Source organism: Brevundimonas sp. 357 (genome assembly GCF_003938605.1).
Classification (GTDB): domain Bacteria; phylum Pseudomonadota; class Alphaproteobacteria; order Caulobacterales; family Caulobacteraceae; genus Brevundimonas.
Genome location: NZ_RHWX01000002.1, coordinates 272,709 through 296,026, shown reverse-complemented (window position 1 = coordinate 296,026; position 23,318 = coordinate 272,709). Strand labels below are relative to the sequence as shown.

General features: G+C 67.2%; 17 protein-coding genes. 6 read left to right on the top strand and 11 right to left on the bottom strand.

Features of this window, described 5'->3' with window-relative positions; translation table 11 throughout:
- The first annotated feature begins 40 nt into the window (after positions 1–40).
- The gene (locus tag EGK63_RS03135; RefSeq protein ID WP_125899871.1) at positions 41–1,117 is read left to right on the top strand and encodes a PA0069 family radical SAM protein; all 1,077 of its coding nucleotides are present in this window, start codon (positions 41–43) and stop codon (positions 1,115–1,117) included.
- A 46-nt stretch (positions 1,118–1,163) separates the two neighbouring features.
- Positions 1,164–2,009: a S9 family peptidase gene (locus EGK63_RS03130; RefSeq protein WP_125899870.1), complete on the top strand. Its 846-nt coding sequence runs from the start codon at positions 1,164–1,166 to the stop codon at positions 2,007–2,009.
- Between the two features lie 6 nt (positions 2,010–2,015).
- Here EGK63_RS03130 and EGK63_RS03125 read toward each other — a convergent pair whose 3' ends face one another.
- Positions 2,016–3,257, bottom strand: coding sequence for a class I SAM-dependent RNA methyltransferase (locus EGK63_RS03125; RefSeq protein ID WP_243637552.1), 1,242 nt, complete (start codon positions 3,255–3,257; stop codon positions 2,016–2,018).
- 156 nt (positions 3,258–3,413) lie between these two features.
- On the opposite strand from EGK63_RS03125, the gene EGK63_RS03120 reads away from it, so the two are divergent.
- Positions 3,414–4,067 carry a glycine zipper 2TM domain-containing protein gene (locus EGK63_RS03120; RefSeq protein ID WP_125899868.1) on the top strand — a complete coding sequence of 218 codons (654 nt, stop codon included), beginning with the start codon at positions 3,414–3,416 and terminating at the stop codon, positions 4,065–4,067.
- A gap of 73 nt (positions 4,068–4,140) precedes the next feature.
- Here EGK63_RS03120 and EGK63_RS03115 read toward each other — a convergent pair whose 3' ends face one another.
- From EGK63_RS03115 to EGK63_RS03085, 7 genes are all read right to left on the bottom strand, one after another.
- Positions 4,141–4,875 (bottom strand): TlyA family RNA methyltransferase, encoded by a 735-nt coding sequence (locus EGK63_RS03115; RefSeq protein WP_125899867.1) that lies wholly within the window; start codon positions 4,873–4,875, stop codon positions 4,141–4,143.
- Complete coding sequence (locus EGK63_RS03110; protein WP_125899866.1) at positions 4,872–7,616, bottom strand: valine--tRNA ligase; 2,745 nt, start codon at positions 7,614–7,616, stop codon at positions 4,872–4,874. The genes EGK63_RS03115 and EGK63_RS03110 overlap by 4 nt, the downstream gene beginning before the upstream one ends.
- 136 nt (positions 7,617–7,752) lie before the next feature.
- Positions 7,753–11,220, bottom strand: a complete 3,468-nt coding sequence (locus tag EGK63_RS03105) for a DNA methyltransferase (protein WP_125899865.1) — start codon at positions 11,218–11,220, stop codon at positions 7,753–7,755.
- Between the two features lie 96 nt (positions 11,221–11,316).
- Positions 11,317–12,903 (bottom strand): NAD(P)/FAD-dependent oxidoreductase, encoded by a 1,587-nt coding sequence (locus EGK63_RS03100; protein WP_125899864.1) that lies wholly within the window; start codon positions 12,901–12,903, stop codon positions 11,317–11,319.
- A gap of 36 nt (positions 12,904–12,939) precedes the next feature.
- The gene (gene hutI / locus EGK63_RS03095; RefSeq protein WP_371412903.1) at positions 12,940–14,151 is read right to left on the bottom strand and encodes an imidazolonepropionase; all 1,212 of its coding nucleotides are present in this window, start codon (positions 14,149–14,151) and stop codon (positions 12,940–12,942) included.
- Complete coding sequence (locus EGK63_RS03090; RefSeq protein ID WP_243637543.1) at positions 14,151–15,041, bottom strand: agmatinase family protein; 891 nt, start codon at positions 15,039–15,041, stop codon at positions 14,151–14,153. Before EGK63_RS03090 ends, hutI begins: the two co-directional genes overlap by 1 nt.
- Before the next feature lie 5 nt (positions 15,042–15,046).
- Positions 15,047–15,748, bottom strand: a complete 702-nt coding sequence (locus EGK63_RS03085; RefSeq protein ID WP_165906514.1) for a UTRA domain-containing protein — start codon at positions 15,746–15,748, stop codon at positions 15,047–15,049.
- A gap of 89 nt (positions 15,749–15,837) precedes the next feature.
- Here EGK63_RS03085 and hutU point away from each other — a divergent pair, with 89 nt between their 5' ends.
- The 3 genes from hutU to EGK63_RS03070 are packed head-to-tail and all read left to right on the top strand — an operon-like array spanning position 15,838 to position 19,578.
- A complete protein-coding gene (gene hutU / locus EGK63_RS03080) occupies positions 15,838–17,502 on the top strand; it encodes a urocanate hydratase (RefSeq protein WP_125899860.1) in 1,665 nt (554 codons plus the stop codon).
- Between the two features lie 4 nt (positions 17,503–17,506).
- Entirely contained in the window at positions 17,507–19,039 is a 1,533-nt protein-coding gene (hutH, locus tag EGK63_RS03075) for a histidine ammonia-lyase (protein ID WP_125899859.1), read from the top strand.
- A 56-nt stretch (positions 19,040–19,095) separates the two neighbouring features.
- Positions 19,096–19,578, top strand: coding sequence for a hypothetical protein (locus tag EGK63_RS03070; RefSeq protein ID WP_125899858.1), 483 nt, complete (start codon positions 19,096–19,098; stop codon positions 19,576–19,578).
- A 34-nt stretch (positions 19,579–19,612) separates the two neighbouring features.
- Here the strand turns inward: EGK63_RS03070 and EGK63_RS03065 are convergent, their stop codons facing one another.
- From EGK63_RS03065 to EGK63_RS03055, 3 genes are read right to left on the bottom strand one after another with little or no spacing between them, the layout of a single operon-like run.
- Complete coding sequence (locus EGK63_RS03065) at positions 19,613–20,374, bottom strand: peptidase (RefSeq protein ID WP_125899857.1); 762 nt, start codon at positions 20,372–20,374, stop codon at positions 19,613–19,615.
- Between the two features lie 51 nt (positions 20,375–20,425).
- Positions 20,426–21,439, bottom strand: coding sequence for a type 2 isopentenyl-diphosphate Delta-isomerase (gene fni / locus EGK63_RS03060; protein ID WP_207896331.1), 1,014 nt, complete (start codon positions 21,437–21,439; stop codon positions 20,426–20,428).
- 35 nt (positions 21,440–21,474) lie between these two features.
- A complete protein-coding gene (locus EGK63_RS03055; protein WP_125899855.1) occupies positions 21,475–23,289 on the bottom strand; it encodes a PPC domain-containing protein in 1,815 nt (604 codons plus the stop codon).
- Between the last annotated feature and the right edge of the window lie 29 nt (positions 23,290–23,318).

Here is a 23,318-nt window from a genome sequence, read left to right as displayed (position 1 = left end):
TGTTCTTGATTTGTTCTTATTCGTTCCGCATCCTGCGAACATGAGTAAGGCGATCAACGGACGCGGCGCACGGTCCAACGCCTCGGGTCGGTATGAAGCCGATCGGCGCGAGGCCTACGACGACGGCTGGACGGATCAGGACGAGGCGGCGGCCACGCTTCGCACCACCCTGTCCCCGGAACACGCGCGCACCATCATCGCCAAAAACACGAGTCCCGACGTCGGCTTCGATCGCTCCATCAACCCCTACAAGGGCTGCGAACATGGCTGCATCTACTGCTACGCCCGTCCGTCCCATGCCTGGATGGGCCTATCCCCGGGCCTGGATTTCGAGAGCCGGATCTTATTCAAGCCGGACGCCGCGCGTCTGTTGGAACAGGAACTCTCAAAGCCCCGATACGTCTGCCGGCGCATCCACATAGGCGGCAACACCGATCCCTATCAGCCGGTCGAGCGCGAAACGAATTCGACCCGTTCGATCCTGGCGGTGATGCAACGCTTCAACCACCCGTTCAGCATCATCACCAAGTCGGTGCTGATCGCGCGCGACGCCGACATCCTGGGCGACATGGGGCGGCGCGGTCTGGCCTCGGCCTTCGTCTCCATCACCACCCTGGACCGCAAGCTGGCGCGGGCGATGGAGCCGCGCGCCTCTACGCCCGCCAAGCGGCTGGAGGCGATCAGCCGCCTGGCTGACGCAGGATGCCCGGTCGGCGTCGGCTTCGCCCCCGTCATACCCGGCCTGAACGACCATGAACTGGAAACCGTGCTGGAGGCGGCGCAGAAGGCCGGCGCGACCTCGGCCATGTATGTGACCCTGCGCCTTCCGCTGGAGATCAAGGACTTGTTCCGCGAGTGGCTGGCCGACGCCCGTCCCGACCGCGCCGCGCGCGTCATGTCCCTGATCCGCCAGACGCGCGGCGGCAAGGATTACGACCCCGACTGGTCCCAACGCATGAAGGGAACCGGCCCCGTCGCCGAACTGATCGCCACGCGCTTCAGGGCGGCGGCCAGGCGCTATGGTCTGGACGCGCCGCGTCAGGCGCTGGACCTCACCCAGTTCCGCGTTCCCGCCGACGCCCGGCCGCAGCTCGATCTGTTCGACATTCCCGCCTGACGCCGCCTAGGATGACCTTTCAGCAGGCAGGGTGAGGACCATCTCCATGCGCGGAACCCGGATGATCATCGTCGCAGTAGCGGCCATCAGCGCCGGCGGCTGTTCCGTCAACGTGCCGGAGAACGCCTTCCTCTACCCCGATGCGCGTATCTTAGCCGAGAAGATCGAGCTCACCCCTGGCCCCGCCATGCCGCCATCCGCGCAGACTCTGACCCTGCCCTATGCCGGCGGCCAGCTGGCCACGACCCGGCTGTCTTCCGCAAAAGGCGATCAGGCGCCGCTGATCCTGTTCTGCGGCGGCAACATGTTCCGACAATCGGCCTATGGCGGACTGGTGGGCGAACAGCTCTCGGCTTTCGGCGATGTCCTGCTGTTCGATTACCCCGGCTACGGCGCCTCGACCGGCGCGTCCGACATCGCTGGCATGAAGGCGGCCGCCGAGGCCATGGCCGCGCATGCCCGTGCAACGGCCGACAAGGAACGGCGCACGCTCATCCTATGGGGGCATTCTCTCGGAGGAACGGTCTGCGCCCAGGGCGCGACAACCGCCAAGGCTGACATCCTGGTGCTGGAAACGACCACTCCCTCGGCCGGCGCTGTCATCGAAGAGTCCCTGGGATGGAAACGGCTGCTGGTTCGCGTTCGCCTGGCCCCGCCGTTGGAGGAAATCGATATCCCCTCGACGCTCGCCGACTATCAAGGCCGGGTCATCGTCCTGGAAGCCGGACGCGATACGGTCCTGCCGCCGATCCTGAGCCGTCGCCTGGCCCAGGCCCTGACGGAGAACGGACGATCGGTCGATCATCTGATCTTCGCCGAAGCCGGCCACAACGACGTGCACAGCCAGCCCGACTTCACGGCCCGAATGACCGAAGCCCTCACTCGTCCCTAGTCTCGCCTAGCGCCGGAACACGCCGACCAGTTCGATGTGCGTCGACCAGATGAACTGGTCGATGGGCGTGACCTTCTCCAGTCGGAAACCGGCGTCGACCAGAACGCGCGCGTCGCGGGCGAAGGTCTGGGGATTGCAAGACACCCCGACGACGACCGACGCCTTCGTCCCCGGCAGTTGCTGCGTCTGTTCCAGAGCGCCCGCGCGCGGCGGGTCCAGCACGATGGCGTCGCAGCCCTTCAGATCATAGGGCGACAGCGGACGGCGGAACAGATCGCGCGCCTGGGCCTCGATCCCCTTCAGTCCCTGGGCCGTGCTCAGGCCCGCCTTCAGCGCGGCGATGGAGGCGGCGGCGGAATCGGCGGCCGTCACGCTGGCGATCTCGGCCAGGGGGAAGGTGAACGTGCCCGCCCCGCAGAACAGGTCCGCCACCTTCTTGGCCCCCCTCACCGCCTCGACCGCGCGTTCGACCATGGCCGCTTCCGCAGCCGGAGAGGCCTGTAGGAAACCGCCCGCCGGCAAGGGCACGGACGCGCGCCCGAAGCGCACACGCGGCTGGCGCGCCATGACCAGCGTGTCGCCATCCAGACTAAGCCGCGCCAGATCGGCCTCGGCCGCCGCCGCGATGGCCAGCGCCAACTGATCTCCATTCAGGCCGCCCGAACGCTTCTCGACCCCGGTCACATCGACGTCCAGACCGGTGTCGGTCAGGGTGACGTGCAGGGTCGGCGCCGATTTCGGATGCCCCAGGAAGGGGGCCGCCACCTTGGCCAGGGCGGGCAGAGCCGCGGTCAGGTGCGGGTCCGACAACGGACAGTCCGTCAGTTCGACCACCCGCCACGACTTGCGCGCCTTGAAACCCAGGATGACGCGGCCGTCCGCGCCCTGCCGCGCGTGCAGCGCCAGGCGGCGACGACTGGTCAGCGGCGTCGCCACGGTCGCCTCGACCTCGGTTTCCAGCCCCTCGCGCGCCAGGGTCTGGAGCACCACCTCGCGCTTCCAGGCCAGATAGGGTTCGTCTGCCCAATGCTGCAGCGGCGCGACCCCGCACTCGGCATAGATCTGCGAATGAATTGGGCGACGGTCGGGGCTGGCCTCAATCAGATCGAACCGCTCGGCCCGGCCGTCCTTGACCTCAGCGGCGATCACCTCGCCCGGCAGGGCGCCCGGCACGAAGACCGGGCCGTTGGCGGTGTCGGCGATCCCGTCGCCCTGATGGCCCATGCGGGCGATGGTCAGCGTCTGCATCATGCAGCGGCTTCTAACGGCTTCCGCGCGAAAATCGAAACATGAACGAAGATGAACGAGGCGATCAAAAGCCGTTCAGCTTCACGGCCCTATCAATGGCTGCAACAGACGGCGACCTGATCCGTTCAGGTGCGGCATCCGTCGAAGGAAAAAACGATGATCGCTCTCATCTCGAAAAAAGCCTCGGCCGCCGCCATCGCCGCCCTGGCCTGCGCCTCAGCGGTCGCCCTGCCCGGCGTCGCCTCGGCCCAAAGCTACGGCTACGACTACCCGCCCGCCTACGGCTACGGCAACAACGGCTACAGCCAGGGAACCTACTACGACCCCTGCGCGCGGGATCAGCGTCAGCGCGCCACGACCGGCGGCCTGCTGGGCGCCGCCATCGGCGCCGTCGCCGGCTCGCAATTGGCCGCGCGCGGCCGCCGCACCGAGGGCAGCGCCCTGGGCGGCGTTCTGGGCGCCGCGATCGGCGCAGGCGTGGGCAACAGCTCAGCCGCCTGCGACAGCCGTTATCGCCGCGACGCCAACTATGGCTATCAGGGAACCTACGTCCCGCCGGCCTATGGCTATGACAACCGCGGCTATGACGACGGCCGCCGCTACGACGATCGTCGCGACGGCTACGACTACTACCGCGATTATCCCCAAACCATCGATCCGGGCTTCAGCCCCCAGACCAACAGCTATCAGGGCTATGGCGATGAATGCCGCCTGGCCGAGAGCAATATCCGTCTTCCCGACGGTCGCATGGAGACGCGCTATGTCCGCTCCTGCCGCGACCAGTCGGGCCGCTATCGCGTCGTCGATTAAGTTTCAGCCCCCCTGTCAATCGACGATGTGAAGAGGGCCGCCGGATATCCGGCGGCCCTCAAATCGTTTGGGGTCAGGCTTTCTGCGCCCAGAGCAGAAACTCGACGTTGCCGTCGCCGCCCGTGATCGGGCTGTCGGCGACCTCGCGCACGGTCCAGCCACTCTCGTCCAGCCAGTCGCGGACCTTGGCTACAGCGGCGGCGTGCGCCTCCGGATCCTTGACCACGCCCTTCTTGCCGACCGCCTTGGGTCCATCCGCCTCGAACTGCGGCTTGACCAGAGTGATCAGGTCCGCCCCCGGCGCCGCCAGATCGAGCGCCGTCGGCAGCACCTTCGACAAGCTGATGAAGCTGACGTCGCAAACAATCAGGGTCGGCGCCTCGGTGATGACGGCCGGCGTCAGATCGCGAGCATCGGTCTTCTCCAGGTTCGCCACGCGCGGATCGGCCGCAACCTTCGGGTGAAGTTGCCCCGTGCCCACATCCACAGCGAACACCCGCGCCGCGCCGCGATCCAGGCACACCTCGGTGAATCCGCCCGTAGAGGCGCCGACATCCAGCACGACGCGGCCGTGAACCGCGACCGGCCACAGGTCCAGCGCCCGTTCCAGCTTCAAAGCGCCGCGCCCCACCCAGCGGAAGGCGTCGACATAGGTGACGACCGCTTCTTCGCTGACTGCCTGAGACGCCGCCCTGGCGGGCGCGCCGTCCACAGTGACGCCGCCCGCCTCGATCGCCGCCTTGGCCTTGGCCCGGCTTTCGGCCAGGCCGCGCGCGACCAGGAGCTGATCCAGCCGGAGCCGGCTCAAACCATGGCGTCCAGACGAGCGAGAGCAGCCTGCAGCCTGGCCTTGCCCTCTTCGGCCTCGGCCAGCTTGGCGCGCTGTTCATCGACCACCTCAGCGGCGGCGCGAGCGACGAAGTTGGGGTTGCCCAGCTTCTTGTTCACATGGCCGATATCGCTATCGAAGGCGGCGATCTCCTTCTCCAGACGCGCGCGCTCGGCGGCCAGGTCGATGATCCCGGCCAGCGACAGGGCGACCGTCGCACCGCCCGAGACGAAGGTCACGGCCCCGGTCGGCGCGGCCTCGACCACGGCGACCTCGGACACCCGGCCCAGGGTCAGGATCAGGTCGCGATGGCGCGCGATGCGCTCAGCCGTGGCTGCGTCCGGGGCGACGAAGGCCAGCGGCGGCTTGGCCGACGGCGGCACGTTCATCTCAGCCCGCAGGGCGCGGATTTCACCAATCAGATCGACCAGCCAGCCGATCTCCGCCTCGGCGTTTGCGTCGACGAAGGCGTCCGGCAGCACCGGCCAGGTCTCGCCCATCAGCAAACCGTCGCGGGCGGGGCCTTCCTTGCCCAGTTCCGCCCACAGCTCTTCGGTGATGTAAGGCATGACCGGGTGCAGCAGCTTCAGCGTCTGGTCGATGGTCCAGGCGGTCATGGCGCGTGTTTCGGCCTTGGCGGCTTCATCGGCGCCGTTGAACACCGGCTTGGCCAGTTCCAGATACCAGTCGCAGAAGACGTTCCAGATGAAGCGGTACAGGGCGCCCGCCGCATCGTCGAAGCGGCCGCCCTCGATGGCGTCCGACACCTGACGCTCGGCCTTGGTCAGTTCGCCGCGGATCCAGCGGTTGATCGTCTGCTGCACCATCGCGGGATCAAAGCCCTCGACGCGGCGCGCCTCGTTCATCTGGCTGAAGCGCGCGGCGTTCCACAGCTTGGTGCCGAAATTGCGATAACCTTCAATGCGCTGTTTCGACAGTTTGATGTCGCGCGTACCCGACAGGATCGCCATGGTGAAGCGCAAGGGATCGGCGCCCAGTTCATCGATGATGCCCAGGGGGTCGATGACGTTGCCTTTGGACTTCGACATCTTCTGGCCCTTCTCGTCGCGGACCAGACCATTGATGATGACGCGCTTGAAGGGAACTTCGCCGTCCATGAAGTGGATGCCCATCATCATCATTCGGGCGACCCAGAAGAAGATGATGTCCGCCGCCGTGACCAGATCACTGGTCGGATAGAAGCGCTCCAGATCCTCGGTCTTTTCGGGCCAGCCCATGGTCGAGAAGGGCCACAGGGCCGAGCTGAACCAGGTATCCAGAACATCCTCGTCCTGGGTCAGCACGACCTCGGAATCATAGTCCGACATCGCCTGTTCGCGGGCGTCCTCTTCCGTCTCGGCGACGTAGATCTCGCCGTTCGGGCCGTACCAGGCCGGGATGCGGTGGCCCCACCACAGCTGGCGCGAGATGCACCACGGCTCGATGTTGCGCAGCCATTCAAAGTAGATCTTCTCATAGGACTTCGGCTCGAAGACGGTGGCGCCGTCCTCGACCGCCTTCAGGGCGGGCTGGGCCATGACCTTGGCGTCGACGTACCACTGGTCCGTCAGCCACGGCTCGATGACCACGCCCGAGCGGTCGCCGTGCGGGACGACGTGCTTAGTCTTCTCGATCTCGCGCAGCCAGCCCTCTTCCTCGGCGCGGGCGACGATGGCCTTGCGCGCGGCGAAGCGGTCCATGCCCTCGTATTCCGCAGGCACGTCGGGCGTGTCGGCGGCAGTGATCCGGCCGAAGGCGTCCATGATGTTCAGAGCTTCAAGTCCTGCACGCTTTCCGACGCCGAAGTCGTTGAAATCGTGAGCAGGCGTAATCTTCACCGCGCCCGAACCCTTGGTCGGATCGGCGTAGTCGTCGGCGACAATCGGAATGCGGCGGCCGGTGATCGGCAGGGTGACGAACTTGCCGACCAGACCCTTGTATCGCTCATCGTCCGGGTGAACAGCCACGCCGGTGTCGCCCAGCATGGTTTCCGGCCGGGTGGTGGCGACGACGATGAAGTCGCGCGTCTCGAACTCGGTGGCCTTGCCGTCCTCGTCGAAGGCGACCGGATGCTGATAGGTCACGCCGTCCGACAGACGATAGGCGAAGTGCCAATAGGCGCCGTCGACCTCCTTCTGCTCGACTTCCAGGTCGCTGATGGCGGTCTGGAAATGCGGATCCCAGTTCACCAGCCGCTTGTCGCGATAGATCAGGCCGTCCTTGTGCAGTTGCACGAAAACCTTACGGACGGCGGCGTTCAGCCCTTCGTCCAGCGTGAAACGTTCGCGCGACCAGTCGCAGGACGAGCCCAGACGGCGCAGTTGGCGCACGATGGTCCCGCCGGATTCGGCCTTCCACTCCCAGACCTTCTCGATGAAGGCGTCGCGGCCCATGTCGCGGCGGCCGATATTGCCCTCTGCCGCCAGCTTGCGCTCGACCACCATCTGGGTGGCGATGCCCGCGTGGTCGGTGCCCGGCAGCCACAGAACGGCCTTGCCCTTCATGCGGTGATAGCGGGCCAGGATGTCCTGAAGCGTGTTGTTCAGGGCGTGGCCGATGTGCAGGCTGCCCGTTACGTTCGGCGGCGGAATGACGATCGAATAGGCGTCTGCGGCGCCGTCCGTCGGCTGGGTCGCCCGCGGAGCGAACAGGCCGCTGCCTTCCCACTGGGCGTAGATGCGCGGCTCGGCGGCCTTGGGTTCGAACGTCTTCTCAAGCATGGTCATCTCGTTTCCCCGGCGACCAACGCGGCGCGCCGTCGATCGGGGCTGGAATTCTTCGGTAAAGCAAAGGGCGGTCCCGCCGGAACCGCCCTTAAATGACTTAATGATCGCCGCGTCCCACGGCTAGGCCAAATCAGTGCCGTCGCGGCGAGAACCAGCCCTCGTCCGTGTGTTGGACCGATCCGGCCACCGCCAGGATCGCCAGGGTCTGTTCGATCCGGTCCGTCTTACGACGACCGATCCGGCCATCGAAGCGACGCGCCAGTTCCAGCGGTTGCAGCGGCCGCCCTTCGCGACGCAGCTCTTCCAGCAGCACGCCCGCCAGAACCGCAGGCGCATCGGGCAACGGCGCTCGTGTGCTGGCCCTGTCGAGCGGCGCCTCGATCTGCACGGCGCGAGCGGACGACTTGATCCGTCCCGCCTGGTAGCTCGGCCGCAGGAACTGGATCTCGCCCCTCTCCTGCTGCACCCGTCGCGTGCGGTTCAGTTCCAGCAGTGCGCCGAGCGTCGCCTGATCCGTCATGCCCTCTCGCCAGCCGTAGGCCGTCGCCACCTGCTGATCCAACCGCTCATGCAGATGGTGCAGCAAGCCGACCTGACCGCGATCATAGAGATCGCGCTCGACCCCGGTCAGTTCTGCGCCCTCCTGAAGGCGCCGCCGGACGTTGTAGAGCCCGGTCATCGTCAGATCCTCGTGCTGAGCCAGAACCTGACGACGACGTTCGTCGATCTCTTCTGCCAAGACACCGATCTCCTCGCCTGCGGCGCTGTTCAGATCCGGAAAGGGAAAAGCGTCGAAGCAGGCCTTCTTGTTATAGACGGGCCGATCCTCCAGCCGCCCGCCGCGCGCCAGGGCCCAAATCCCATGCGCATGCGACGACAGCACGCCCAGGATGCGCGGATCGTCCGAGGCGACGGCGATCAGGGTATTGTCCGGCAGGATGTCCGCATCCAGAAAACGGAACCACCGGTGCTTAGCCGTCTCCACCGTGGCGATGTAGCGGGACAGCCCCTCCAACGCCGGGCGGAACTCGCTGCGCGGCTCGCCGAACATCCACCAGTTGTCGCGATAGGCGGCGCGATTGTTGCGGTCACGCTCGGGCTTCACCGCCTCCAACAGATGCTGGAAGACGGCGGGGTGACTGCGGCGCGCCTCTTCCTCAGTCCAGCCGAACAGATCGATCACCTTCACGCCGCGCGGTCGTGAGGCCAGATCGCGCCCGTTGCGATAGGCGCGGATCGGATTTTCCGCCTCATCGCTGGACGCCGCCTGCAACTGCTTCGCCCGGTCCGGCGATACCATGAAGCCCCCGCCGTGTAGCTTCACGCCCGGCGAGCACAACAGCGCATTGGCCTTAAGCGGCTGCGCCTCGCTGACCGACGCCCCGATGGTCAGATCCGGCCCGATGTCGCCGCGCTGTTCGCGAAGAACGATGTTCGGCGTCTCCCCGTCGCTCATTCTCTCTTCGACCACCGTCAGCAGGCGGCCCTGCCCATTCGGCTCGCCGCGCTCGGCCACGGTCATGGCGATGCGGACGTCGGCGCGGTCGGCGCCCTTGATCCATGGGTGGTCAGGGATGGCGAAGGTCAGGCGCATAGGCGGCGCGCCGTTCAGATGATGCTCCAGCACGCGCCGGGAAAAGGTCTGGGTGATCGAGTTGGTGGTGATGAAGCCGAACCGTCTCAGAACGCTGCCCTTAGCCGTCAGGATCTCCGCCGCGCGGTCCCACCAGGCCGTGACCAGATCCGCCGAGCGGAACCGCCCCTGCCGCACCCGCCACAGGGCGTCGACATAGCCGTCGCCCAGTTCGCCGCGCACGTCCTTGCCCCCGATGAAGGGTGGATTGCCGATAATGAAATGCGCCGTCGGCCAGGCTGTCGGGCGCGGATCAATATATCGCGTAACCTCTCTCTCCTCGTGCGCCACAACCGCGGAAAGGCCGCCGCCTCGGCTCAACACCCGCGCGTGGGTCAGCAGCCGCCCGCGCGCGTCCCGCACCAGTTCTTCGTCCTTCCAGGTCAGCAGCGCGTCCGTATGCTGGATACGGTTGAAATTGCGCAGGATCGGCTCGGTCGGCTTGGCGTCGCCGGCGTTCCTGAAATGCCATTGCAGATAGCCGATCCACATCACCATCTCGGCGATCCAGGCGGCGTGAACGTTCTTCTCCAGTCCCCAGAACTGCTCGGGACTGACCGTATGCCCCTCCAGGCCGAGCGCCGTCTGCGCGTCGCCCAGGTCGGTCAGGGCGGTCAGAACCTCGCTCTCGAGATCCTTCATCATGTCCATGGCCACATAGAGGAAGTTGCCGGTGCCGCAGGCGGGGTCCAGCACTCGCGTCCCACAAAGCTCGCGATGAAAGTCGCGCATGGCGCGGCGCGCCCGCACGACATCGCCGCTGGCGTAATGGCCGACCGCCAAGCCCGCGACCGCCTCCCACTCGGCGCGCAACGGCTCCATGATCGTCGCCTCGACCAGCCGCCGCACATAGGCCTTGGGCGTATAGTGGGCGCCCAACTCGCCGCGTTCCGTCGGGTCCAGCGCCTGTTCCAGCAAGGCGCCGAAGATCGCCGGCTCGACCGAAGCCCAGTCGCGCTGGGCGGCGGCGATCAAAGCCTCCAGCTCCGCCTCCGTCACCGGCACGGCCGCCTCTTCCTTGAACAGGCCGCCGTTGAAACGCCGCAGATCCTGGCGAACCGCTGAGCAATGCCCGCCGCTGTTCATGCGGCGAAAGAAGTCCGCCGCGCTGACGTGAAAGCGATCCGCCATCCCGCGATAGCTTTCCAGCAGACGTAGAAATCCCCGGTCGTCGATCAGTCCCACGCTGTCGGCGAACATGGCGAAGATGCACTGCATGACGAATAGCGATGTGCGCTTGTCCCACGCCGCCCGCGTCACGACATCGACGTAACCGGCGGGATCGGCCGGCGCCCGCTTGCGGATGGAACGCACCAACCAGGCCAACCGCTCGGCGATGTCGCTGGTCACGGCCGCCACATGGCCCGCCGGGTCCAGACTCATCGGCTCGTCCCACACCCGGCGCAGACGTTCCCGCACCGTCGGATCACGCAAGTCGTCCATGGAGATGCGGCAGCGCGCCAGATCAGGAAACGGCACATAGCCCTTCCCCTGCCGATCAAAGTCGGCCCACAGGTGGATGGAGCGCCCGACGTCCACGACGACGATGAAGGGCGGCCATTCGTCCAGCGCCTTGGCGTAAGTCTCGGCCTGGCGCTTGGCGTCCAGCATCAGCCGTTCGATTGCGCCCGCATAGCCATTCGGCGGTTTGCGCCCGCGCCCGTTGAACAGGGCCAGATGCCGCTGAGGGTCCAACTCGCCGCCCGGCGCCCGTTTCTGCGACTGCTTGGCCTCCAGCACGAAGGCGCCGCGCCGATAGCAGTCGATGAATCCCCGGTGCGCGCCGCCGTCGTGAAAGCGGAACTCCACCCGCCGCTCGAAACAGTAGCCGCGATCTCCGACCGTCTCCTGATCCGGCGCCGTCACGCCTATCAGGGCGCATAGTTGGCTGATGAAGGTCTGATAGTGCGAACGCTCGCTGATCGTCGCGCTGCGCCAGCGCGTGATGAACGCTTCGACATCCATAGATTGTTCTCCCACCCCTGAGAGAACAATATTAGGTTGCATATTAGCAAAAACACAACCTTACATTACTGCAGGACAACCTACACGCGACAAGCCTCAGCGCCTGCCGAAATCCTTCAACACGGCCCGCGCCGCATTGTGTCCCGGCGCTCCCGTCACCCCGCCACCCGGATGAGCGCTCGATCCGCACAGATAGAGTCCAGGCACGGGCATCCGATGATCGGCGTGGCCCAGCACCGGCCGGGCGCTGAACAACTGATCCAGCGTCAGCCGCCCGTGGAAGATGTCGCCGCCGATCAGGCCGAAGCGCCGCTCCAGATCGCGCGGTCCCAGCGCCAGCCGTCCGACCACGGAGGCCTTGAAGCCCGGCGCATGGGCCTCGACCGTCTCGATCATCAGGTCAGCCACCGTGTCGCGATGCTCGTCCGCCAGATCCGGTGAAACGTGCTGGCAGAACAGGCTGGCGACTTGCCGCCCCGCCGGGGCCAGGCTGTCGTCCAAGGTTGAGGGGATCAACATCTCGACGATCGGCTTTGACGACCAGCCGTTCAGCCGCGCCTCGGCGTGGGCGCGGTCCATATAGGCCAGCGTCGGCGCGATGATGATGCCCGCCGTCAGGTGATCGCCCGCCCCCGGCAAAGCGGTGAAGCGCGGTAGTTCAGACAGGGCGACGTTCATGCGGAACGTGCCCGAGCCGGAGGCGTAGCGGCTCATCCGCTCGGTGAAGTCCGCCGGAACCACGGCCGGATCGACCAGGCGGTCGAACAGCAGACGCGGGTGCAGGTTGGAGACCACGGCCCGGGCGCGGACTGCGTCGCCTGCCTCGGTTACGGCGCCGACCGCCCTGCCCTTTTCCGTCAGAACCTCGGCGACCGGCGCATCCAGCCGGATGTCGACGCCCTGCTCGGAGCAGGCGGCGGCCATGGCCTGGGTGATGGCGCCCATGCCGCCGATGGCATGGCCCCAGGCGCCCTTCTTGCCGTTCACCTCGCCGAAGACGTGGTGCAGCAGGACATAGGCCGAACCCGGCGTATAAGGGCTGGCGTAGTTGCCGACGACGCTGTCGAAACCGAAAAGGGCCTTGATCGGGTCGCTCTCGAACCAGCCGTCCAGCCAGTCGCCCGCCGACTTGGCGAACAGGTCCAGCAGATCGCGCTGCGCCGCGAGGCCCAGCCCCGACACCCGTCGTCCCAGGGACGCCGCCTTCAGCATCTCCGACAGGGCCGCCAGCCAGCCGCCCTCGACCGCGTTCGGCGGGGCGGTCAGGATCAGGTCGCGCAGGATGGCCGCGACCGTTTCCAGCCGCGCCTCATAGTCCGGCAGGCGCTCGGCGTCGCGCGTAGAGAACTTGGCCACCTCGGCCTGGGTCCGTCCCTCGCCGGTCAGCAGATAGCGCCCGTCGTCAAAGGGCAGGAAGTTGGCCGCCCGGCGCTCGACTACGCGCAAGCCATGACGGGCCAGCTCCATATCGGCGATGACGCGCGGGTTCAGCAGGCTGACGGTATAGCTGGCGGTCGAGTTGCGGAAACCGGGATGGAATTCCTCCGTCACCGCCGCCCCGCCGACGACGCCGCGTCGTTCCAGCACTATGACCTTAAGACCGGCCCGCGCCAGATAGAAGGCGCAAACCAATCCGTTGTGCCCGCCGCCCAGGATGACGACGTCCGTTTCCGCCTGCGCCATGCGCGCTCCCTCCCGCTTGAGGGAGCGACGCTAGTCCTAGGCCGCGCGTCCCGCCAGATAGCGACGATGCAGCAGCGGCTTGCCCAGCCAATAGGCCAGTTCCGCCGGGCGGCTGATGTCCCAGACGGCCAGGTCAGCGGCCTTGCCCGCCTCAAGCGTGCCGATCTCGTCCTGCAGCCCCAGCGCTCGGGCTGCATTGCGCGTGGCGCCCGCCAGAGCCTCTTCCGGCGTCAGGCGGAACTGGACGCAGGCCAGGTTGATCGCCGCCGTCATGGAGGCGACCGGCGAGGTGCCTGGATTGCAGTCCGTGGCCACCGCCATGCGCGCGCCGTGCTGACGCAACAGGGCGATCGGCGGAGCCTGCGTCTCGCGCAGCATCAGAAAGGCGCCGGGCAGCAGCACCGCCACCACGCCCGCCTCGGCCATCGCCTTCACGCCCGCCTCGGTCGTGTGCTCGATATGGTCGGCCGACAGGGCCTGATAGCGGGCGGCCAGCGCAGCCCCGCCGCCGTCCGACAGTTGGTCTGCGTGCAGCTTGACCGGCAGGCCCAGTTCCTCGGCCTTGTCGAACAGGCGGCTGACCTCCTCGACCGAGAAGGCGATGGGTTCGCAATAGGCGTCCACGGCGTCGACCAGCCCCTCGGCGTGGGCGGCGGGCAGGATTTCATCCACAGCCTTGTCCACATAGACGGCGCGGTCGGCCTTATGCTCCGGCGGGACGGCGTGCAGACCCAGATAGGAGGTGCGCACCCGCACCCCGGCCTCGCGCCCGATGCGGCGGGCGACACGCAGCATCTTCAGCTCGCTGTCGTGATCCAGACCGTATCCAGACTTGATCTCGACGGTGGTGACGCCGGTTTCCTTCAGCCCCTCCAAACGCGCCAAAGCCGAGGCGTAGAGCTGATCCTCGCTCTCCTCGCGCGTGGCGCGCACGGACGAGACGATGCCGCCGCCGGCGCGGGCGATCTCTTCATAGGTCGCGCCTTCCAGTCGCCGCTCAAACTCGCCGGAGCGGTCGCCGCCGAAGACCAGATGGGTGTGGCAGTCCACCAGCCCCGGCGTGACCCAGCGCCCGCCCAGGCTGTCTGTTTCCACAGCCTTATGCACAGGCAGGTCGGCGCGCGGCCCGACCCACGCAATGCGCCCGTCCTTGATCAGGATGGCGGCGTCCTCAATCGCGCCATAAGGCTCGCCGCCCTCGGTCATGGCGGCGACGTGGCAGTCGGTGATCAGCAGATCGGCGTCGATCATCGCGAGGCTACTCCAGCCAGGATTTCACAGAACCAACGGCCCGCCGTCAGGGAACCGAGGTCGCCGACTTCCAGCGACGGGTCGTATTCGGTCAGGTCGACGGCGCGCACCTTGGCATGGGCGCCGATGGCGCGGGCGGCATCGAAGAAGTCGTGCACCGACACCCCGCCCGGCCGCGCGCCGGGGCTGGCGGGCCACTGGCTGCGGTCGATCACGTCGATGTCGAAGTCGACATAGATGACCTCGCACAGGGACGACAGGCGCTCCAGTTCCTCGACCACCACATTGGCCAGGCCGCGCTGGCGGCACTCGCGGGCGGTGCGAACGCTGATGCCGGCCGCCTCAGCCTTCTCATGAGCGCGTCGGGTGTTGGCGAAGGGCGCGAGGCCGACCTGGCTGATCCGGCGCCCGTCCATGCCGTCATCCAGCAGCGCCTGGATCGGGTTGCCGTTGGTCAGGCCCTGGTCCGTGTCGCGCAGGTCGAAATGGGCGTCCAGCGTCAGCACGCCGACGCAGTCCAGCCCCAGAGCATGAACGCCCGGCCGGGTGATGGCGTTGTTGCCGCCGACCAGAATGGTCAGGTCGCGATGAGCCTGCGCCGCCACGGCGTCGCGCACGGGCTCGAAGGCGTCAAACGGCGAGACGGCCTTCAGCGCCACATCGCCGGCGTCATGAACCTTGATCTCAAGCTCCAGCCCCGTCTCGACGTCATAGGTCGACAGACGCGGCAGAACCCCACGCAGCACCTTCGGCCCCAGGTCACAACGGCCCGGGGTCAAAGACCGCTCGTTCAACGGCGCGCCGATCAGGGCGACGCGGGCGTCGGGGTGACGCCCCACCAGATCGCCCACAGAACGCCACCCCAGGGCTTCAGACGGTTGGCTCATGGGTGTCATCCTTTGGTCGGAGAGAAGCGCGCGACCAGATCATAGGCCGCGCCGGGGAAAATCTGTGAGGCCCAGGTCACGCCCTGACCGTCGCGCCAGGTGCGGCGCTCCAGCCGCAGGCAGGGCGCGCCGTCGGCCAACCCCAGCCCCGCCGCCGTCTCGCGGTCAGCGCCGACGGCCGAGATGCGATGCTCGGCCTCTGTCCAGGGCATGTGGGCCAGCAGCCAGCCGCCCGGCGGCTGCGTCGTAAAGTCGGCGGCTTCCGCCTCGGGCGCGGCGGACAGGGAGATCAGGCGGCGCTCAAACACGAACGGAAGGCCATCGGCCAGGTGCAGGGTCTGCAGTTCGATCACCCGCTCGCCCAGCCCGTCCTCCTCCTCGCTCGCCGGGCGAACGATCCGACCCAGCAGGCGATGAGAATAGGCCAGGCCCCGGCTCTCGATCTCGCCTTGAATGTCAGGGATGGACACCAGAGCCGAGGAATGCAGAGGCGGGTGAGCCACCACCGTCCCGGCGCGACGCCGCCTCACCACCAGCCCGCGCGCCGCCAGGTCGGACATGGCGCGCGACACCGTCATGCGCGCGCAGCCGTATTCCGCCGTCAGTTCCGCCTCGGTCGGGATGCGGAACCCCGGCCGCCACTCGCCCGAGGCGATGCGGCGTTCGATGTCGCCCGCGATGCGACGATGAAGCGGCTCCTGATCCATGAAACGAAAATGCCTCTTGCACGCGATATTGTCTAGACATAACAGTACGACCAACACACGACGGCGGCTGACGCCGCATGGAGGATTCGATGGCCACGCCCAATACCCGTATCATTCGCAGCCCGCGTGGGCCGGAAAAGACCGCAAAAACCTGGGCGGCCGAAGCCGCCCTGCGGATGCTGATGAACAACCTCGACCCCGAGGTGGCCGAGCGTCCCGAAGACCTGGTCGTCTATGGCGGCATCGGCAAGGCGGCGCGCAACTGGCAGGCCTTTGACACCATCGTCGACCAGCTTCAAAAGCTGGAAGCCGACGAGACCCTGATGGTCCAGTCGGGCAAGCCGGTCGGCGTGTTCCGCACCCATGTCGACGCCCCGCGCGTGCTGATCGCCAACTCCAACCTGGTGCCCAAATGGGCGACCTGGGACCACTTCAACGAGCTCGATAAGAAGGGCCTGGCCATGTACGGCCAGATGACCGCCGGCTCGTGGATCTACATCGGCACCCAGGGCATCGTTCAGGGCACCTATGAGACCTTCATGGAGGCGGGTCGCCAGCACTACGGCGGCGACTGGGCGGGCAAGTGGATCCTGACCGCGGGCCTGGGCGGCATGGGCGGCGCCCAACCCTTGGCCGCGACCATGGCCGGGGCGTCGTGCATCACCATCGAGTGCCAGCGCAGCCGCATCGAGTTCCGCCTACGCACCCGCTACGTCGACGTCATGGCCGAAACTCTGGACGAGGCCCTGGCCCTGCTGGAGCAGTCGTTCAAGGACAAGAAGCCCTTGTCGATCGGCCTGCTGGGCAATGCTGCTGACCTTTTACCTGAAATGGTCAAGCGCGGCGTCCGCCCCGATCTGGTGACGGATCAGACCAGCGCCCACGACCCGGTCAACGGCTACCTGCCCTCGGGCTGGACCGTCGCCGGGTGGGAAGAAAAGCGCGTCAGCGACCCGGCGGCCGTCGAGATCGCCGCCCGCGCGTCGATGTCGACACACGTCAAGGCGATGCTGGACTTCCAGAAGATGGGCGTCCCCACCACCGACTACGGCAACAACATCCGTCAGGTCGCCTTTGACGAAGGCGTCGAGAACGCCTTCGACTTCCCCGGCTTCGTGCCCGCCTATATCCGCCCGCTGTTCTGCCGCGGCATCGGTCCGTTCCGCTGGGCCGCCCTGTCGGGCGATCCCGAGGACATCCGCAAGACGGATGAGGCGATGAAGAAGCTGTTCCCCGACAACGCCGGCCTGCACCGCTGGCTGGACATGGCGGGCGAACGCATCGCCTTCCAGGGCCTGCCGGCGCGCATCTGCTGGATCGGTCTGGGCGACCGCCACCGCGCGGGTCTGATGTTCAACGAGATGGTGGCCTCGGGCGAGCTGAGCGCCCCCATCGTCATCGGCCGCGACCATCTGGACAGCGGCTCCGTCGCCAGCCCCAACCGCGAAACCGAGGCCATGATGGACGGCTCGGACGCCGTCAGCGACTGGCCCCTGCTGAACGCCCTGCTGAACACGGCGTCGGGCGCGTCCTGGGTGTCGCTGCACCATGGCGGCGGGGTCGGCATGGGCTATAGCCAGCACTCGGGCGTCGTCATCGTCGCCGACGGCACCGACGAAGCCGCCAAGCGTCTGGAGCGCGTCCTGTGGAACGACCCGGCCACGGGCGTCATGCGCCACGCCGACGCCGGATACGACATCGCCAAGGACGCCGCGCGCGAACACGGCCTGAACCTGCCCTCGCTGGACCTGTAAGCTTATGACCACGACCATTGAAATCGGCGCCGCGCCGCTCACCCTCGCTCAGCTTCGCTCGGCCCTGAACGGCCCGGTCACGGTCAGCCTGACCGACGCCGCCTGGGCCAATGTCGAAAAGGGCGCGGCGACCGTCGCCGCCATCCTGGACGAAGGCCGCACGGTCTACGGCATCAACACCGGCTTCGGCCTGCTGGCCAACACCAGCATCGCGGCGGAAGATCTTGAAACCCTTCAGAAGAACCTGGTGCTCAGCCACGCCTGCGGCGTCGGCGAGCCGCTGAGCGCCGACACCACGCGCCTGCTGATGGTGCTGAAGATCGCCAGCCTGTCGAAGGGCGCTTCGGGTGTGCGTCGTCACACGCTGGAGACGCTGATCGGCATGGTCAACGCCGAGATCCTGCCGCTGATCCCGTCCAAGGGTTCGGTCGGCGCCTCGGGCGATCTGGCGCCGCTGGCCCATATGTCGTGCGTTCTGATCGGCGTCAGCGAAGCCCGCTATCAGGGTCAGACGCTGGACGCCGTGTCGGCCCTGGCCAAGGCCGGGCTGAAGCCGGTCGTCCTGGGCCCCAAGGAAGGCCTGGCCCTGCTGAACGGCACCCAGTGTTCAACGGCCCTGGCCCTGACAGGCCTGTTCGCGGCCGAGGACGTCTTCGCCGCCGCCATCGCTGCGGGCGGCCTGTCGGTCGACGCCCTGCTGGGCTCGGACGCGCCGTTCGACCCGCGCATCCACGCCCTGCGCGGCCAACCGGGCCAAATCGACGTGGCCCGTCGCCTGCGCGAACTGCTGAGCGGCAGCGCCATTCGCGAGAGCCATCGTCACGACTGCGCCAAGGTGCAGGATCCCTACTCCCTGCGTTGCCAGCCGCAGGTCATGGGCGCGACGCTGGACGTCCTGCGCAACGCCGCCGCCATGCTGGAGCGCGAAGCCAACGCCGTAACCGACAATCCACTGGTCTTCATTGAGGACGGCGACGTTATCTCGGGCGGCAACTTCCACGCAGAACCCGTTGCTTATGCAGCCGATCAGATCGCCATGGTCCTATGCGAGATCGGCAATATCAGCGAACGCCGCACCTCCATCCTGGTCGACCCCAAGATGACCGACCTGCCCGCCTTCCTGGTCAAGGACAGCGGCGTGAACTCGGGCTTCATGATCGCCCAGGTGACGGCGGCGGCTCTGGTGGCCGAGAACCGCATGGTCGCCCACCCCTGCGTCATCGACACCGTGCCGACCAGCGCCAACCAGGAAGACCACGTCTCCATGGCCACCCACGGCGCGCGTCGCCTGCTGGACATGGCCGCCAACACGGCGACCGTGGTCGGCATCGAACTGCTGGCCGCCGCCCAAGGGGTCGAGTTCCGCCGCCCGCTGACCTCGTCGCCGGAACTGGAACAGACCTACGCCATCGTGCGCGAAGCCTGCGGCGCCTATACGGAAGACCGCTATTTCGCGCCGGACATCGCCCGTGCGACGGAAGGCGTACGCGCGGGTCGCTACCGCGCCTTCGCCGGCGATCTTCTGCCTTCGGCTTGAACCGGACGGCGGTTGAGCGCTTTCGTATCTAAAGCGAACGCAGGACGCCGCCGACCATGAACAAAAGCGCCGTGATTCTGGCCTCCGCCGCCCTGGTCCTGACCGGACTGGGGGCGGCGGGCTGGGCCGCCTGGAACTCGACCTCGGCGGCGCATGGCGGGCGAGCGTCCGGCCCGGCCGTCGCCATCGACGTCGTGCCGCCCGTCGAACCGGACCTGCCGGTCGGCTCCATCATGGCTGTTGGGGAGTTGCGGGACGGATATGAGCACGATCCCCAACGGCTCGCCGCCCTGCCTGGCGAGGACGAGCCCTATGTCGAAAGCGCCTGGCTGGAGCTGACGCCCGACCTGCCGCCGTTGCCCCAACAGGAAGCGCCGCCGACCATCGTCCGCCCCTCGCCGCCTCAGCCTGCGCCACAGCTGGAACGAGACGACTACGGCTTCGGCTTTGATGCGCCTCAGCCCGACTACGCCGCCGAACGCGAGGCGCGTCAGTCGGCGCTCGACCAGCCTTCCGCATCAGACAGCGTCTTCTATTGAAAAAGGCCCCGGCGAAACCGGGGCCTTTTCCTTGTCAGCGCATCGTCGTGACAGAGACGGTGTAGTCGCCTTCCTGCGCCGAGCTGAGGCTGTTGGCGCGGAAGGAATAGGAGCCGGGGCGCAGATCCTGAGTGACCATGGCGCTGGTGCCGCCGCCGCTGTCGTCGTCGGAGGCCAGGCTGTCGCCGTCGCACTGCGGCCCTTCGTGCAGCGAGAGGTAGGCGTCGAACTGCGCCGAATCCATGCGAACCGAGACATTGCCCCCGCGGCTGACGTTCAGCACGTAGCAGTCGTAGAAGGAGCCGTCGTCGGCCTGACGATCGCTGGCCTCCAGACGACCCTGACGGCTTTCACCGACCGAAATCGGCACGATCTGAGTGGTCGGGCGCAGGCGCTGGCCTTCCGAGACGCTGAGGCGGAAGGAGCCGGTCTGCCCTTCGCTCAGGGTGTTGGCGCGGATGATCCAGTTTCCGCCGTTGGAGACAAAACGCAGTTGCGAGTCCGTGCCCATGTCAGGGCCGTCGTCGTTCGTCACCGAGGTCTCGTCGCAATCCGTGCCGGCGCCCGCCATCAGGAAGGTGTCAAAGTCCTCAGACTGCATCGTCACCGTGTAGGCCTGACCCGCCTGGGTCTGCACCACATAGCAGCGGTAGTGCGACCCGTCGTCCATACGGGCGTCCTTGCTGCTGAAATTGCCGGTCACGGTCTGCCCAGGCCGGATGGAGCTCTGGGCCGCGGCGGCGCCGGCCAGAATCAGGGAGGACGTCAGGACCGACGTCATCAACAGGGCGCGCATGGGAATCTCCTTGGGTGCGACGCAAAAACGCAGGGGGCGAAAATGCCCAGCTTATTTGACAGGAAGCAATGGAACTCGTTTCAACGCCGCTAAATTTGAAGCGTTTACGCAAAAACAGACAGTTCGAAGTTGCCGAATGGCGAGCTGGAACTGTTCGATGACCGCATCGGTCGAGACGGTCGCCGCCTGGATGACGCCCGAAGCCATGCCGACGACGTCGGCGCCCAGACGGATCGCCTTGGCCCCATCCACGCCGTCGCGCACGCCGCCCGATCCGATCAGCAGGGCGTCCGGCAAGGCGTTGCGCGTTTCGGCCAGGGCGCGCGCAGTCGGTATGCCCCAGTCGGCGAAGGCCAGGGCGTGCGCCTTGTCCGCCGGATCGGTCGCGCGTTCGCCCTCGATCAAGCCCCAGTTGGCGCCGCCCGCTCCGGCCACATCGACGCCAACCGCGCCCATGGCGATCAGGCGCTGCGCGGTGACAGCGGAAATCCCGGCCCCCGTCTCCTTGACGATGACCGGCGCGTCCAGGTCGCGGATCAGCGCCTGAAGCGCCGCGCCCACGCCCCACCAATCGCGATCTCCCTCAGGCTGGCAGGCCTCCTGAAGCGGATTCAGGTGAACGACCAGAGCGTCAGCGCCGATCATGTCCAGCGCCCGGCGCGCCTCGTCCCGGCCGAAGCCGCGCGTCAGCTGGGCTGCGCCGATATTGGCCAGGATCGGCGTATCCGGGGCCTTCAGCCGCAGCGAGAAGTCCAGCCCGCCCGCCGCGCCGCCTTCCAGCGCCGCGCGCTGCGAGCCGACCGCCAGGGCGATGCCCAAGTGCTGAGCCGCTTCGGCCAGGCGGGCGTTGATCGCCTCGGCGCGCGCCGGGCCTCCGGTCATGGCGCTGATCAGAAACGGCGCCTTAAGCCGCCGTCCCAGGAAGTCGACGCCCAGATCGATTCGCGCATGGTCCAGGTCCGGCAGCGCCTCGTGCACGAACCGCCAGTCGTCGAACCCCGCCGACAGGGCGTGACGCCCGCCGCAGGCCAGCACCACATCCAGGTGCTGGTCTTTCCGGCCCAGGATCAGGGCCGAGGCGGCGGCGTCGTCAGGTTCGCTCAGGGCTGCCGCTCCGTGATCAGCACATAGTCGCCGGTCGAGTTGGAGCCGAAGCTACGGGCGCGCAGCACATAGGAACCGTCGCGCGGGGCCGTCCAGTTCAGGCGGGCGTGGGTGTCCGAAAGGCTGTCGTCGTCCTCCTCCAGCTTGAAGTAGTCGCCGTCCTTCTCCTCGCCGACCTCGACCACAGCGTCGAAGCTGCTGGCGATCAGGGTGAAGCGCAGCTTCTCGTCCGCCTTGGCCTTGAAGTGATAGGCGTCGTAGTAGACGCCGTCGTCGGTGAGGCTGGCCCGTTCGCTCAACCGTCCGCGCACCGTCGAGCCGATCAGCAGGCTGCCCGGCGAAGGTTCGTCGCCCAGATCCTGCAGCTCCAGCGCATAAAGGCCCTTGGCGTCGCGCGACCATGACCGTGCACGCAGCACATACTCGCCGGTTTCCGGCACGGTGAAGATCAGGCGCGCGTCCGTTCCCTGACCCAGACCGTCGTCGTCGCTGGCGATCTCGCTGAACTCCTCGCCGTTTTCGCTCAGCTGCAGATAGGCGTCGAAATCGCCCGACCGCATGACGGCCTGAATGCGCTGCCCCTCGGTTCCGCTGAAGACGAAGGCGTCATACAGACGTCCGTCATCATCGGTGGCGTCGCTGTTGGTCAGTTCGCCCTCGACCGTCTGGCCGAAGGCGATGGCCGAAGGCGGCGGCGGCGGCGCGATCTCTTCGATGTTCAGCGTGTAGGGGCCCTCGCCGCTGGAGAAGGCGCGCGCCTCGATCAGGTAGTCGCCGTCCTCGGTCAGGGTGTGGGTCAGGCGAGCGTTCAGATCGCCGGCGCTGTCGTCGTCAGTCGCCAGGCTGTTGTGGTTGGCGTCGAACAACTCAAGATAGGTGTCGAAGCCATCCGCCTTCATGGTGATCGCCACACGCTGCCCAGCGCGGCCGCTGAAGCGATACAGGTCCGTCGGAGCGCCGGAATCGCTGGTCACGCTGTCCGAGGTCAGACGGCCCCGCGTCTCCTCGCCGACCGTCACCGACGTCGCCGTCGGCGCAGGCGGCCCCTGCTCCATCGACAGGCGGTAGTCGCCCTCGGCCGAGCCGTTATAGGAGGTGGCGCGGATCAGATATTCCCCCGCCTGCGGCGCCGTGAACACGAGGCGCGCGTTCAGGCTGGAGCCGCCGTCGTCGTTCTCGGCCATCTGCAAGAAGGCGCCGTTCACGATGCGGCCGACACGCAGGAAGCTGTCAAAGTCCTCGGACTCCAGGTCGATCTTCACCCGTTCGCCCGCCGATGCGCGGAAGGCGTAGGCGTCGTAACGCTTGCCGTCGTCATCCTCGGCGCTGCTGGATCCCAGGCTGCCCGTCTCATCGCGGCCGATGGCGATGCGGCCCGGCCGCGGCATCCGCGGCGCGGCGCGCTCCTTCAGCGACAGCTGATAGTCGCCGGTCTCGATGCCGGAGAAGGTGCGGGCGCGCACGATGTATATCCCGGCCTCGGGCGCTGTGAACCGAAGGCGCGCGTTCAGGTCGCCCGCGCTGTCGTCGTCGCTGGCCAGCGACTCCCGCAGGGAGCCTTCGGCGTAAACTTCCAGATAGGTGTCGAAATCGTCCGACGTCATCTCGGCTTCCAGCCGCTGACCGGCGCGCAGGTTCACGCGGTAGTCGTCATAGCGATAGCCGTCGCTGCCGCGCGTGCGAGCATCGCCGTCTTCCAGCCGACCGCGGACGTCATCCCCCAGCCTGGCGTCGGTCGCCGATTGGGCCAAGGCGGCGCCGGTGGACAGAAGAGCGACAGCACTGACCGCCGCGAGCAGGGAATAACGCATAAAAACCTCTTTGCTGGCGTCATCATAGA

Coding starts and splice junctions, on each gene's coding strand:
- EGK63_RS03120 (WP_125899868.1), top strand. CDS start 3,414: ATGATCGCTCTCATCTCGAAAAAAGCCTCGGCCGCCGCCATCGCCGCC.
- EGK63_RS03110 (WP_125899866.1), bottom strand. CDS start 7,616: ATGCTTGAGAAGACGTTCGAACCCAAGGCCGCCGAGCCGCGCATCTAC.
- EGK63_RS03055 (WP_125899855.1), bottom strand. CDS start 23,289: ATGCGTTATTCCCTGCTCGCGGCGGTCAGTGCTGTCGCTCTTCTGTCC.
- EGK63_RS03070 (WP_125899858.1), top strand. CDS start 19,096: ATGAACAAAAGCGCCGTGATTCTGGCCTCCGCCGCCCTGGTCCTGACC.
- EGK63_RS03090 (WP_243637543.1), bottom strand. CDS start 15,041: ATGAGCCAACCGTCTGAAGCCCTGGGGTGGCGTTCTGTGGGCGATCTG.
- EGK63_RS03130 (WP_125899870.1), top strand. CDS start 1,164: ATGCGCGGAACCCGGATGATCATCGTCGCAGTAGCGGCCATCAGCGCC.
- hutU (WP_125899860.1), top strand. CDS start 15,838: ATGGCCACGCCCAATACCCGTATCATTCGCAGCCCGCGTGGGCCGGAA.
- EGK63_RS03135 (WP_125899871.1), top strand. CDS start 41: ATGAGTAAGGCGATCAACGGACGCGGCGCACGGTCCAACGCCTCGGGT.
- EGK63_RS03085 (WP_165906514.1), bottom strand. CDS start 15,748: ATGGATCAGGAGCCGCTTCATCGTCGCATCGCGGGCGACATCGAACGC.
- EGK63_RS03065 (WP_125899857.1), bottom strand. CDS start 20,374: ATGCGCGCCCTGTTGATGACGTCGGTCCTGACGTCCTCCCTGATTCTG.
- hutH (WP_125899859.1), top strand. CDS start 17,507: ATGACCACGACCATTGAAATCGGCGCCGCGCCGCTCACCCTCGCTCAG.
- EGK63_RS03105 (WP_125899865.1), bottom strand. CDS start 11,220: ATGGATGTCGAAGCGTTCATCACGCGCTGGCGCAGCGCGACGATCAGC.
- EGK63_RS03100 (WP_125899864.1), bottom strand. CDS start 12,903: ATGGCGCAGGCGGAAACGGACGTCGTCATCCTGGGCGGCGGGCACAAC.
- EGK63_RS03125 (WP_243637552.1), bottom strand. CDS start 3,257: ATGCAGACGCTGACCATCGCCCGCATGGGCCATCAGGGCGACGGGATC.